Source organism: Mesorhizobium sp. BHbdii, assembly GCF_053848045.1.
The window spans coordinates 1-13,661 of sequence record NZ_JBSPKX010000001.1 but is presented as its reverse complement, the minus strand read 5'-3'; the positions used below and the strand labels follow the sequence as shown (position 1 = coordinate 13,661).

Genomic DNA, 13,661 nt, shown 5'->3' with positions numbered 1-13,661 from the left:
GCAAACCAACGCAATGAACGAAGATACGAGGAAATTCCATGTTGCTTGAAGGAAAGACGGTGGTGATCTCCGGGGGCGCCAGTCCGCGCGGAATCGGGCGCTCGACGGCGGGGCTGATGGCCGAGCACGGGGCGCGCGTGGCGATCGTGGATCTGGACGCCGGCCAGGCGGCGGAGGCGGCCGCCTCGCTGGGGCCGGATCACATCGGGATCGCCTGCGACGTGACCGATCTCGACGCATGCCGCTCTGCCGCCGCCCAAGTGGTCGAGGCGTTCGGCACAGTCGACATTCTCTGCAACAACGCCGGCATCACCCAGCCGGTGAAAACGCTGGAGATTGGTCCGAAGGACTGGGACCGCATCCTCGACGTCAATTTGCGCGGCGTACTCTACCTCAGCCAGGCCTTCATCCCGCACATGCGCGGGCGGGGCGGCTCGATCATCTGCATGTCCTCCGTCTCGGCACAGCGTGGCGGCGGCATTTTCGGCGGGCCGCACTACTCAGCTGCGAAGGCAGGCGTGCTCGGCCTCGCCAAGGCGATGGCGCGCGAGTTCGGTCCCGACGGCATCCGCGTCAATTGCGTGACACCCGGCCTGATCCAGACCGATATCACCGGGGGCAAGCTGACAGACCAGATGCGCACCGACATCATCAAAGGAATACCGCTTTCGCGCCTCGGCGAGGCGAAGGACGTAGCAGGCGCCTACCTGTTCCTGGCCTCGGACCTGTCGGCCTACATCACTGGCGCTGTGATCGATGTAAATGGCGGGATGCTGATCCATGGCTGAGATAGCGAAGGAGATGCCCCGCTTCGGCAGCAATGTCAGCCTCGCCGTGCGTGCCTGGCATATTCGCCGCCATGCCTTGCGCATGGGGGAGGTACAGGGGCAGGGTTATGTCGGACAGGCCCTCGGCGTCGCCGACGTGCTAGCGGTCGCCTATTTCCACGCAATGCGCTATCGGCCGGAGGACACCCTCTGGGAAGGCCGTGACCGCTTTTTGCTCTCCATCGGCCATTACGCGATCGCGCTCTATGCCGCGCTGATCGAGGCGGGCGTGTTGCCTGAAGAGGAACTAGAGACCTACGGCACCGACGACAGTCGTATGCCGATGTCGGGAATGGCGACCTATACGCCCGGCATGGAAATCACCGGCGGCTCGCTCGGGCATGGCCTCGGCATTGCGGTGGGCATGTGTCTGGGACTGAAGCGCAAGAAGAGCGACAGCTTCGTATACAATCTCCTTTCCGACGGCGAGCTTGGCGAAGGTTCGACCTGGGAGGCGGCGATGTCCGCCGCCCATCACGGGCTCGACAATTTGATTGCCATCGTCGACTTCAACGACCAGCAGGCGGATGGCCCCTCGACCAGGACGCTGTCCTCCGAACCGGTCACCGATAAGTTCCAGGCTTTCGGCTGGCACGCCCAGCGCGTCGACGGCAACGACATCGACGCGGTCAGGGACGCGTTCGACCGCGCACGCCACCTCAAGGACGCGCGGCCACGCGTGATCGTCTGCGACACGTGCATGGCCAAGGGCGTGCCCTTCCTCGAACAGCGCGAAATCACACACTTCATCCGCGTCGAACCGCACGAATGGGCGCTTGCCCTCGAGGCACTGGAAGAGGGGCGCCCGCAATGAGGAAATCGAAGTTCGAGCCGCGCCACGCTCTGTCGGCTGGAGAGCGCAAGACCACCTCGGCGATGATCGCCTCGCTGGCGCCCGAGGGCATGGCGACGCGCAGCGCCCCCTTCGGCAATACTCTGGCGCAGATCGCGCGCGAACGTACCGACATCGTCGGGCTGACCGCCGACCTCGCGAAGTACACGGACCTACACGTCTTCGCGCAGGAACATCCCGACAGGTTCTACCAGATGGGCATGGCCGAGCAGCTCTTGATGAGCGCGGCGGCTGGCCTCGCGCGTGAGGGCTTCACGCCGTTCGCCACCACCTATGCGGTCTTCGCTTCGCGCCGTGCCTACGACTTCATCTGCATGGCGATCGCCGAGGAGAACCTCAACGTCAAGATTGTCTGCGCTCTGCCGGGTCTCACCACTGGTTATGGGCCGAGCCATCAGGCGACCGAGGACATCGCCATCTTTCGAGGGATGCCAAACCTGACGATCATCGATCCGTGCGACGCGCTCGATACCGAACTCGCGACTGCGGCAATCGCGGAGCACAAGGGCCCCGTCTACATGCGGCTCCTGCGCGGCAAGGTGCCGGTCGTGCTCGACGAATACGACTACAGTTTCGAGATCGGCAAGGCGCGCATGCTGCGCGAAGGCCCGGACGTGCTCTTCATCTCGAGCGGCCTGATGACCATGCGCGCGCTGGAGGCGGCGAAGGCGTTGGAGGCAGACCGGATCGGCTGCGCCGTCCTGCACGTGCCGACCATCAAGCCGCTCGATACGGAGGCGATCCTGGCCGCGGCCCGCGTGCCCGGCCGTCTCGTCGTCGTGGCGGAGAACCATACGATCATCGGCGGCCTGGGCGAAGGTGTGGCGGCGTTGCTGCTGCGCGAGGGCGTGACGCCGCCATTCCGACAGATCGCGCTGCCCGACGAATTCCTAGACGCGGGCGCCCTGCCCACGCTGCACGACCGTTACGGGATCTCGTCCGACGCGGTCGCCGCCTCGATCCGGCAATGGGTATCGTGAACGCGAGGGAGCCCTCGCAAGCAGACTTCACCGACAACAGGGAGGAAAGAATGTTCAGACTGACACGCAGAAATATGGCCGGGCTCTTGTGTCTTGCCGCGGCAACTGTCCTGCCCGCGGGAGCTTGGGCCCAGACGGTGCTCACGCTCGGCCACGGCGCCGCACCGGGAAACCCACGTTCCGTTGCAGCGGAGAAATTCGCCGAGCTCGTTGCGGAAAAGACCGGAGGCACAGTCACGATCAGGATCGCCGGCGCAGAGCAACTGGGCAATGATGTGGCCATGCTTACCAGTCTTCGCACCGGGAGCCTGGATTTCACGATCAACAGCCAGGGCGCGGCTTCCGGTCTTGTGCCGGAACTCGCCGCTCTCGGCCTGCCCTTCCTGTTCGACGATCCCGCGGACGCGTTCGATGTCCTCAAGGGGCCTGTCGGCGAGGAGCTGTCGGCCAGGTTCGACGCCGTCGGCATCGTGACGCTCGACTGGTGGGATAACGGTATCCGCCATATCACCAACGCCAAGCGCTCCATCAACCAACCCGACGATCTCAAGGGACTGAAGATTCGCACGCCGGCCGACCCGATGACGGTCGATATCTTCCGCGCGCTCGGCGCCGCGACGGAGCAGATTTCCTTCAGCGAACTCTATGTTGCGCTTCAACAGGGCGTGGTTGACGGACAGGAGAACCCGCTCGCCAACATCGCCTCGAGCAAGCTCTACGAGGTCAATCCATTCATTTCGCTGTCTGCCCACAAGTGGGAGAGCACGCCATTCCTGATGTCGAAGATCGCTGCCGGTCGGGTGTCAGCGGAGCAATTGAAGGCGTTGAGAGAAGCGGCGGTCGAAGCGGGGAACCTGCAGCGGCGGATGATGGGCGAGGCAGAACAGAAGCTGCGTGCCGAATTCGAAAAGAACTCGAAGGTGACCGTGAATGAGCCCGACCGCGAGGCGCTGCGCGCGGCCACGGCCCCTGTTTACGACGCCTGGAAGGCTAAGGAGTTCGGCACTTTCGTGACGTCGCTGGTCCAGGCCGCGGGCAACTGAGGCGGCTATGCGACTGATCGAACGAATGCTTCCGGTTGTCGACACCGTCGACGGTATATTGCGGCGCGTGAGCGAGGCGATCGTCGTCATCACGGTGGTGGTCCTGCTCGCAGCGCTCGGAGTAAACGTGGCGATGCGCTATGCATTCGAGCAGGGCGGCATCTCCTGGTTGAGCGAGCTGCCGGAGCATTTGTTCCCATGGATGGTGGCGGCCGGAGTCGTGCTGGCCGCGCTCCAGGGCGCCCACATCGCTGTCGATATCCTGTTGGACGTGATCTCGGAACGGGCCGCCAGAATCCTGGCCGTACTGATCCAGCTTCTGATCGCGGTGGCCTATGTCGTGCTGGCTGTCGTGGCGTGGCGCGTAGCGCAGATAGCTTCCATCGAGATGTCTTCCCTGCTGCGTCTACCGCGAAGCTGGGGCTACTACGCTCTCGTCTACATGTCGGTCGGGGTGACCGTCGCAAGCCTGGTCGTCGCTCTACGCATCGCGCATGGCGGCCGCGGTGCCGTCGCGGGTCTTTCGGCGGAGGAAAGCCCGCTATGATGCTGGTCTTGGGGTTAGTCTTCTTCCTTCTGCTCGCTCTCGCCGTCCCGGTGGGGCACGTGATCCTGATTGCGTCCGGCGCAGGCATCCTGATGACCGATTTCCTGCCGCTCAACATCATCGTCCAGCAGATGTTCGGCCAGACGCAGTCTTTTCCCATGCTGGCACTGCCGTTCTTCATCCTGGCTGGCAATTTGATGATGAGCGGCCGGCTCGGCGCCAATCTAATCCGCTTCGCCTCGCTGCTCGTCCAGCGCTACAGAGGCGGGCCTCTCTCGGCGTCCGTGGTCGGCTCGGCGGCTTTCGGTGGCGTCTCCGGATCGGCCGTCGCAGACGCGACCGCCCTCGGTGCCATGCTCATTCCTTGGCAGAAGCGCGAGGGTTTTCCGCTCGACTTCGCCGCTGCCAACAACGCGGCATCGGCCATGATCGCCGTGCTCATCCCTCCCTCGATCCCGATGATCCTCTACGGCCTAGTCTCGGGCGTCTCCGTTGGCGCGCTCTTCCTGGCCGGCGTCCTACCGGGCCTGGTCATCACCGCAGGGTTCGTTCTTGTCTGCAATCTCTCAGCCCGCTTCAGGGGCTTCCCCTACAACCCGAAGCGCGCCGCCTGGACCGAGATCGGCCAAAGCACGCTGCAGGCCGCGCCGGCGCTAGCCATGCCGCTGATGATCCTCCTGTTCCTGCGCTTCGGGCTTGCGACGCCTACGGAAGTATCGGTGCTCGCCACGCTGTATGCCCTGCTGGTGAGCAGCTTTGTCTATCGCGACATGAATTTGGCAAAGCTCCAGCGCGCTGTCATCTCCTCGGGCATCGCCACCGGCGTGGTCATGATCGTCATCATGGGTTCCGCCGTCATCGGCTGGCTGCTGACTTATGCGCAGATCCCGCAGAGCTTTGCCGTCTGGGCTGTGGCGACCTTCAAGGAGCCCTGGCTCATCATCCTCGCAATGATCATCATCATGCTCATCGTCGGCATGTTCATCGACCTTCCCGCGGCGATCCTGCTGCTCGGGCCAATCTTCGTCCCCTTGGCGAACCAGATCGGGCTGGACCTCGTGCAATTGGGACTGGTCATGGTTCTCTCACTGGCGATCGGTCTCTACACGCCGCCGGTTGGCACGACGCTCTTCATTTCCGCTTCAATCGCCAAGCAGCCGATTGTTCGAGTGGTTGCCCAGCTCTGGCCGTTCTACCTCATGGCGCTGCTCATCCTCGCCTGTTTCGCCTACATACCCGCCCTGACCGTCCGCTGAGGGGCCGGAAGGAGACCGGCAGATTTAATGCACCGAAGTTGAGATAGCTGCCAGTCCCCAGTGAACATCTGGTCGGGCTGCTGACGCGTTCCATTTCTTACGGGTTTGGGGAAGGCGATATCGCAAAACATGTAACTGGCCATGCCCTTGTAACGCGATCAGCCGAAGTACGGCGGCTCTCGAAATCGACATCCAAAGCGTTGAATGGCTTGCTTGGGCGGCATTCCTGCCTAAAGTGTTCAGTTGCTCCTGTTGTCGTTCCCGCCACGTGTCTATTCATGAATGCGATCAGCGGGAAACTGTCTGCCGTTGCGGGAGGCTGCATATTTCCAAGGCAGAATCGCGTTGATAGGGTCGTCCAGTTCATGGATGCATGAGAACTTGAGCGGGGCGTCGGATGAAAATCAACGAGCTGAGAGTTTGGCGATTTCAATGTTTCGGACCGACTGACCCTGCGGCCGACAGCGACACGTCGCCTGCTTTCCTTTCTGTTCCGCTGGACCCCGGCGTTACTGCGATGATCGGCCGGAACGGGTCAGGAAAGTCCGCGCTGCTCGCCGCACTAGTGCGCGTTTTTGGTGAGACGCGTGAAGAGCGCACTGTGCAGGCCGAGGACTTTTTCGTGCCACCTGGCGAAACGTTGGATAGCTCTCCGCTGCGCAGATTCTTTATTGAAGCGGAGTTTGGGTTTCCCGAACTGGATGCGGTGCAAAAAGATGCGGAGAAGACAGTTCCAGCCGCCTTCAGGAACATGGTTGTTGATGGCCCCGGTGGGAAACTCATTGCACGCGTTCGGCTGGAGGCCAATTGGCAAAGCACCGGGTCACTAGATGGCGACATTGAGGAAGCGGCCTATTGGCTGCTGACAACGGACCCGGTGCCCTTTGGCGAAGTTCCCGACCCGACGATCAAACGCAAAATGTCGGCTGCGGACCGCGGGCAGATCGCTGTGCGATTCATTCCCGCGAGCCGGGACATCACTAGCCTTACCAAGCTCACGGTACGGAGCCTGGGACGAAGTCTGATGCAATCGGTTCAGTGGCAACATGAGAAAGAGATTAGAGAGCTCATCGCGAAGGCGGGTGAGGCGCTGACCGGCGAAGACGCACTAAAGCGCGTCAACGGTTTCATCGAAGGTTGTTGGTCGGAACTGAATGCGGCGGATACGGCCACGAAGGCAGAGCTACACGTTTTGCCCCCCGATTTTCAGCAGGTTGTCCGGGCCGCTTCTATCGTTTTGACTCCGTCCGCTACGGGCCGCTCAATGAGCATTGAGCAACTGAGCGACGGACAACGATCCCTGTTTCATTTCGCGCTCGTCAAGGCGTTGCTGGATATCAAGTTGTCCCTGGAACAAGAGGTGGCGGATGGCAAGACGCCGCCATTTTCAGCCGGCTTCATGCAGGCTCCCGCGCTCACGATCTTTGCATTCGAGGAACCTGAAAATCACCTCGCGCCGTATTTTCTCTCGAAGCTGATCACGGAGCTTCAAAAGCTAACTAAGACCCAGCGGGTACAAGGTTTGCTCACTAGCCACTCGCCAGCGATTGTTGGGCGTTTGGAACCAGAGGCATTGCGCCACCTTCGACGCAACGGCAAGACTGGCATTTCACATGCGGCGAAGTTGGTTCTGCCACCTGACACGGACGAAGCGGCTAAGTTTGTGCGCGAGGCCGTTCGAGCGCATCCGGAAATCTACTTCGCTCGGCATGCGATTTTTGGCGAGGGTGCTTCCGAAGAGATTGTGCTGCCACGTATGGCGGGCGCGCTTGGCTTCCCCATAGATCGGTCATTCGTGGCCATAGTTCCTATCGGTGGCAGATATGTGCAGCACTTCTGGCGCTTGGTAACCCAGCTTGGAATTTCCCATACGACCTTGCTTGACCTTGATCTGGGTCGAAGCTCGGGCGATCTCGCGCAGTTTAAGGCGGCTGCCGAGGCGATCTCTGCTTTTAAGAATCCGACCGACCCGACGCTACAAAAGAATCTTGCTGCCGCTCTCGCGATGGCACGGGTCAGTGACTGGAAAGCAGACGGTTGGACCAGAGTGTTGATCGACGGCTGGATCGCGTGGTTCGAAGCACAGGATGTCTTTTTTTCCAGTCCACTGGATTTGGACATGGTCATGCTGGAAGCTTTCACCAAGGAGTACACCGCCCTGCGCCCGGGAGCGACGGGCCCTCAAAACGCGACCGATCCAGCACGCCAGATTGAAGCGGCCAATTTAGTGCTCAAATCGGGAGGGTATGGCGTCGATGCCTATTCCGATTATTCGATCCTGCCTCTGTTTCCTTGGTATTCCTACCTGTTCATGGGGAACCGGGGCAAACCCGCCATTCACCTGTCGGCCTTGTCGCAGCTTGATGACGCGGCCCTAAGCAAGGGAACACCTGCGGTGCTCAAACGTCTGCTTGAGCGCGTTCAAAAGCAGCTTGAAATGTCGGAGGGCTAATGGGTAGCGGCCTCGTGCCTATGTCGGCGTGGAAGCCCGTCGGCATTGATGGTTTGGAAGATAGTGCATTTGCAGCCGTCAGAGCGCGAGACAACACGTTGGTGACTGCGGGACCGGGGGCCGGAAAGACCGAGTTGCTTGGCCAGCGAGGCGTGTTCCTCATGCAGACTGGCATGTGCCCGTACCCACGCCGCGTACTGGCGATCAGCTTCAAGCGGGACGCGGCCCGCAATCTACGCGAGCGATTTGAGCGTCGTTGTTCGAAAGAACTATCGAGACGGCTCGATTCCATGACATTTGACGCATTCGCGAAGCAGTTGTTCGACCGATTCTGGCGGTCTCTTCCTCCGCCCTTCGCGCTAAAGGTTCCTTACAGGATCGCCTTTACACCGCCGCGAAACGAGATCGCAAACTTCCAGCGAACTGTGGCGGGGGATCTGGGTAACCCCAATTCGGCGACAGGCAGGGCACTCGCCCTCGCCGGTGCGCCGCCCGTCAAACCCAATTCCGTGATGGCACTATCGTATGACGACGTCATCAAAGGCATACAGTCACTCAGCCTGAGCCCATTCGGCGTCACCAGCGAAGCATCATTCGTCCAGCTGGTTCGAATTTTATGGGCGTTGGATCAGAACCCAATACCGCTGACCTTTCAGATGATTGGTAGGTTGATGCAAGTCATCGTCGATCATAACCCGGCCATCAAGAACGCAATACGAGCCACCTATAGTCACCTCTTCATGGATGAGTTTCAGGATACCACATACGTTCAATATGAACTCATGCGGTCGATATTCGGCGGCTCCGATACCATCGTCACGGCGGTTGGAGACGACAAGCAGAAAATCATGGGATGGGCCGGCGCACAAAACGACAGTTTCGGTGAATTCACGGCCGATTTTCTATTGGGCGGCCCAGCGCTGGGACGTTCCCACGAGACACTTAAATTCAACTACCGAAGCAACGCGCGCATTGTCGAAATCCTGAACATTCTGAAGGCGAGACTCGCTCCGGCCGAGCCGGACTTTCAGGCCGTGCGTCCCGCGCCTGCTATCCCTAACGAGCAAATATGCTGCATCGTGGTTTCAGCCGATCAGGTAGCAGAGGATCGGGATATCGCGGCTTATGTCGAGAACGAAATCAAACAAGGTATGCCGCCACGTGAGATCGGATTGCTGGTGCGCCAGAAGGCAACCGATTGGGAGAGCCGCCTTGCACCCCAGTTTGCCAATAATGGAATTGGGCTTCGGAACGAGGATCGGGATGTAGGCGGTGCCAGCATTCAAGACCTGATGACGGAACCGTATGCGCAGACCATTAGCGATGCAGTTGAATTCCTGACCCTAAAGCGAGGTGGTGTTGTGTGGGCTCGCCTCGTGGATGAACTCCTCACGATAGAGGGGCTGGATGAGGACGACGCTGCAAAGGTCGCGAGGGTATTAGACCCGCTTGATCAGTTTAAGAAGGCCAACGGCATTGGAGATGCGTCGGCCGTCGCGAACAAAGTGAAGATGGAGCAACTGATCGACACGGCGGAGGCGTTCTTCGGTTTGGGCAGGCTCGCGAGCATGGCGCCGCACTATCAACAAGGTGACTATTTCCAACAGATAAGGCGAGCGACGAAGGCGTTTCTTTTGGAGAGCGCCGATGGCAGCCGTTCGTGGAAGGGCGCGCTCGCGTGGTATCGGGGAGAGAACCAGGTTCCGCTTCTTACGATCACAAAAAGCAAGGGGCTTGAGTACACGATGGTAGTCTTGCCCGGTCTCGACGACACGCAATGGTGGAGCTTCGCCGGAAATCCAACCGAAGGTCACTCAAATTTCTTTGTGGCCGCCTCGCGCGCCAAGGAGAGATTGTTCCTTGCTTTTTGCCGAGCAAACCAAGCCAAAAAGATCGGGGAAATCTATAAACTGCTCGATGACGCACAGGTGCCGGCGCAGACAAGTGAAGATTGGGTCAAGTCTCGCCAGTAATCGCCGTAAACCTATTTCGCACCGCCCATTGCTATCTTGGCGTAGCGTGTAGGCCGTCCCCGGACCTCATCAAACGGCGGCTTTCACGAAGCTTGGGAACACCCGGCAACGGCCTCAATGGCGCGCTCGGTCGACGAGGCCAATTCAGCGCAATAGCCTGACCATGAATAATTTTTGGCGCGGTCCGTTTTTTTAGTGAACACACCGACTTTCTACTTGTGCCGACTGAAAGTTGAAGGGATGCTTGTCCTTCCATCTACGAAGTGGGGCATATATGTCTGTTCTAGATATTCCTCTCCGAAAGGCGCTGCAATTGTTCTATGCGCCCAATTCACTACGGCGGTCCATTTTGAAAGAGGATATTCGGCTTGGCCGCAAAAAGGAAGCAGGTGGTACTCGAAGTCGAGGCGGCGATTTTTATCTACCACTCTGGTCAGATGTCAAAAAACATATATCGGGAGACGGTGACCTAACGCAGATGACCGATGATCGGATAAAGTCAAACAGAAATTTCAAGCGGTTATACCCACTGCTGAAGGACGGGGTTCTCGAACTGCTCAGTGCAAAATTGCGTTGGTCAAATGAGCCGGTCGAGATTGTCCCTCTAAGCGTGCACGGCAACCTGCGAGTCGAAGACCTAGGTGGCACAATTCGTATAAGGGATGCGCTCCACGCGCGTGTCAGGGGGGAATACACGCGCGTGGTGTATCCGTACTTCAGCGAAGAACCGGCGCTCCCAGACGAGGGCGGAAGGTTGGGCTTATGGGTGATGCAGCAAGCCCTGACAGAATCTGATCCAGCTGACGTGCGTATTATCGACCCCCTTCGTCGGACATTCTTCTCTCCGCAAACGACGTCGCTGCAGGGCAACGAAGAGTCGATATTCCTTGCAAAGTACAGGTCGCTGATTGGCGAATGGGAGCGCCTGAAGCTGGAATGAACGGGAGCGCGGTAGCTGGACCGCAGGTATATCGAATGAGCTCGCCCCTATATCGCTTAGCTACGCAAAAACAAGATAGGTGGCAATTTCGGTCATCTGTCTCACTGAGGAACTGTGCGGTTCCAAAGCGCATGTCCCAATAACGGCCTGACCGCTATCCAACCTAATGTCGTGTTTTATATGGACTACCGCCGATGGCGGCTTTTGAGAAATCGAAAACGCTGCCTAAGAGACCGAAAGGGGGGCGCATTGCGGTCCGGCAGCCTGGGGGCCGCAAACTGACAGGCGGCGTTTCGGACCGATGGCTAGAAAGCAGTCATCCGCCACGACGTGGCGCACAGCCCGAATCATTACCCTCCCGATATGATCGGCCTGGCGTCCTAAAAGGGAATGTCATTGGATTCCCAAGTTGCTCGCCCTCGAACGGCCGCGGCAGGGAGTGGGATACTCGTCACGACAAAGAGATTCAGGATATCCTCGCGGTCCATAAACAGGACCTGGGCACGCTTACTCTGATCTAACTTGCCACCGAGCCAGTTACGAGCCTGCTTCGTGATCTCGCCGCCGGCAACGATGAAGGCGTGATCTACGAGCACGCGACGATTTAGCTCTGGATCAAAAATCTCGTGGCCGAGCATCATGACGACCTGATTGTGAATTTCGGCGACGTTGGCGTTACCGGGCTTAGTCATGCCCGATGAATCGATCTTCCCCTTCTTGGCCTGGATGCCGAAGTAGATGACATGCATGGTGGGGAGCGTGTACCGCATCCAGATGTCCTTGCCATATTCGAGCTGCTTGTCGGAGTGGCCCGCCGCGGTGATGCGGTGGAAGCCAAGTTGACGGAACATTGGCAAGAGAACTTCCTCGATTAGTTCGTCTTCGGTGCACGCGTCGAGATAGGTCGCGAGTTGCTCCCGCCGCCTGACTTCCTCAGGCGCCAAGGGCCGGTGAGGGTTCGAAGCCTCTGACACCTTCTTCGTTGCAATGTGCCGGAACTGGAGCGAGCCCCCATCGTCGAAGTACGCCTCGTAGCCTTCTTTCTTCAGAGGGATGTTGAGGATTTCTAATGCCTTTGATCGGTCTAGGTCATCGTCGACAGCTTCCGACCTATCCATGAGTGTGCGGAACACATGGACGAAACGGGGAGGAAGCGCGTGGGGCTGGGGCGATGGTTCGGATAGGAGTTCTGTCAGGCGGTCCGTGGTCCAAGCCCAGCGGGTGGAGCCGTCGTGAACGAACGGCAGATCGCAATCTTCGAAGAATTCGGTGATGTATTTGCTTGAGCGGTACGGGAAGTGGGCAGCATCGCCAACGACGCACTCGGCCAGCGAACGAACATTACGAGACTTGAACTGCATATAGGTGGAACTCCAAAGCATGATGGACATCTTATAGCGAGTTTAGGTCTACGTGGAACTCAACGTAATTCAGGTCTGCATCTCACAACGTCGTGGTTGGCGCGTGCGCATTTCGAAAGCGCCAACCTGAATGGTGGCGGCTTTTTGGCAGTCGCAATGCCACTATCTAATGACCAACTGCGTCGCGCTGCAGAGGCGATTACGGCAAGCCCTGAGGTTATACCTTGCCTGCAGGGCAGCCCAGCGTTACGCGAGAAGCCAGCACCGACGACTCGCAGGTGCTCATGTTTCATCTTGGCCCCCTCCGGCAACATCCCTGTTGATGCTGCTCGGCACCATGACTTCAAACCTGACCAGCAGCACTAGGTCATCGCGCACGCCCGATACCCACGCTCAACCGGGATCGTCGATATGCAGCACCATTTCTGCATCGACATCAGCCGATACGTCATCAGCAATAGTCATCGATCGAGTCGCCAAGGTCCTCCCCAGCTAGTTCGCAGAAGTGCTTCAGAGCGCCCTTGAGACTGAAGAAGGTGAATTCGCTTCGGTGATGGAAAAGGCCGTCATGAATTGAAATGTGGGCCACTGCCCAACTCTTCATGGCGTCGCCGGCAAAACGAGTGAGCACGATCAGGTCATCGTCCTTGAGATTCCGGTCGACGACGAGGCTCGTGGAGAGATGGTTGCGCGCGAAGACACTTCCGAAAGAGAGGCGCGATTCATAAAGAAGAAGGGCGTCGTCGGTGAATTCCTCCGGGCACGCCGGGAATTCGGTTGGAACCTTCCAGCGGACCTGGACCGCAAGTGGGGTCAGAGATGGGTAGAGTGTTTCTGCCTGGTTGAGCATTCTTCAATCCTCGCGGCGTGAGCGCCTCAACGATCAGCCTTGCCGAGAAACAACACTTGGTAAAGACTTCGTCCGCTCGAATCGGGTGGGCTGTCACTAAATGCATATAGTGCTAGCGACTGCCATATCTGATCGAGTGTTGCGCGCTCGCCACGCTCGGACTGAGCAATTCGGCGGCCTATGCTTGCACCGTCAACGACATGATTCGCGACAGCACGAGGAATGGCTGCATGAGTGGCCCGAGGGTCACCGCCTAACCCATAACATCCTGAAATCCGTTGCGGCCTGCTTGGTGGCGAAGCCGCCCGTCTACCACCCTTGCCATCGACATCCAGACGGATTCCCCCGAACGGCGGCTTTCAGGAAATGGCTTGGGCAGTTCGAGCGGCTGAAATGAGGGCGCAAAGCTGACAGGCCGTTTAGGGGACCGGAACCGGAATGGCGGGCTTCTAAAGCCGATGGCAGAAGGCGGATACGCTGTGGCGGCATTTGAGGGCACGTTCCTGCTCTTGATTATTGCCAGTGAGCTGTGCGCGCAAATCGGGAAAATGGAAGGGCCGGAGGCAGGAGCACGGCCTC

General features: G+C 59.2%; 11 protein-coding genes. 9 read left to right on the top strand and 2 right to left on the bottom strand.

The annotated features are described in order from the left end of the window. The first annotated feature begins 38 nt into the window (after window positions 1-38). The 9 genes from ACWTU8_RS00055 to ACWTU8_RS00015 all read left to right on the top strand — a co-directional run bounded on the left by ACWTU8_RS00055 (window position 39) and on the right by ACWTU8_RS00015 (window position 10,871). Entirely contained in the window at window positions 39-788 is a 750-nt protein-coding gene (locus ACWTU8_RS00055) for an SDR family NAD(P)-dependent oxidoreductase (protein ID WP_027153299.1), read from the top strand. 13 nt (window positions 789-801) lie between these two features. Next, window positions 802-1,641 carry a transketolase gene (locus ACWTU8_RS00050; protein WP_455848340.1) on the top strand — a complete coding sequence of 280 codons (840 nt, stop codon included), beginning with the start codon at window positions 802-804 and terminating at the stop codon, window positions 1,639-1,641. After that, window positions 1,638-2,660 (top strand): transketolase family protein, encoded by a 1,023-nt coding sequence (locus ACWTU8_RS00045; RefSeq protein WP_455846565.1) that lies wholly within the window; start codon window positions 1,638-1,640, stop codon window positions 2,658-2,660. The genes ACWTU8_RS00050 and ACWTU8_RS00045 overlap by 4 nt, the downstream gene beginning before the upstream one ends. 50 nt (window positions 2,661-2,710) lie before the next feature. Then, window positions 2,711-3,703, top strand: a complete 993-nt coding sequence (locus ACWTU8_RS00040) for a TRAP transporter substrate-binding protein (protein ID WP_036262271.1) — start codon at window positions 2,711-2,713, stop codon at window positions 3,701-3,703. Window positions 3,704-3,710: 7 nt separating this feature from the next. Beyond that, window positions 3,711-4,250, top strand: coding sequence for a TRAP transporter small permease (locus ACWTU8_RS00035; RefSeq protein ID WP_455846564.1), 540 nt, complete (start codon window positions 3,711-3,713; stop codon window positions 4,248-4,250). Continuing rightward, window positions 4,247-5,506 (top strand): TRAP transporter large permease, encoded by a 1,260-nt coding sequence (locus ACWTU8_RS00030; RefSeq protein WP_455846563.1) that lies wholly within the window; start codon window positions 4,247-4,249, stop codon window positions 5,504-5,506. The genes ACWTU8_RS00035 and ACWTU8_RS00030 overlap by 4 nt, the downstream gene beginning before the upstream one ends. A 397-nt stretch (window positions 5,507-5,903) precedes the next feature. Then, window positions 5,904-7,958: an ATP-dependent nuclease gene (locus tag ACWTU8_RS00025; RefSeq protein WP_455846562.1), complete on the top strand. Its 2,055-nt coding sequence runs from the start codon at window positions 5,904-5,906 to the stop codon at window positions 7,956-7,958. Then, a complete protein-coding gene (locus tag ACWTU8_RS00020) occupies window positions 7,958-9,931 on the top strand; it encodes a UvrD-helicase domain-containing protein (RefSeq protein WP_455846561.1) in 1,974 nt (657 codons plus the stop codon). Before ACWTU8_RS00025 ends, ACWTU8_RS00020 begins: the two co-directional genes overlap by 1 nt. 274 nt (window positions 9,932-10,205) lie before the next feature. After that, window positions 10,206-10,871 carry a hypothetical protein gene (locus ACWTU8_RS00015; RefSeq protein WP_455846560.1) on the top strand — a complete coding sequence of 222 codons (666 nt, stop codon included), beginning with the start codon at window positions 10,206-10,208 and terminating at the stop codon, window positions 10,869-10,871. A 380-nt stretch (window positions 10,872-11,251) separates the two neighbouring features. On the opposite strand, the gene ACWTU8_RS00010 is transcribed toward ACWTU8_RS00015, so the two are convergent. Beyond that, window positions 11,252-12,232 (bottom strand): hypothetical protein, encoded by a 981-nt coding sequence (locus ACWTU8_RS00010; protein WP_455846559.1) that lies wholly within the window; start codon window positions 12,230-12,232, stop codon window positions 11,252-11,254. 451 nt (window positions 12,233-12,683) lie between these two features. Beyond that, entirely contained in the window at window positions 12,684-13,082 is a 399-nt protein-coding gene (locus tag ACWTU8_RS00005; RefSeq protein ID WP_455846558.1) for a hypothetical protein, read from the bottom strand. Window positions 13,083-13,661 lie beyond the last annotated feature (579 nt).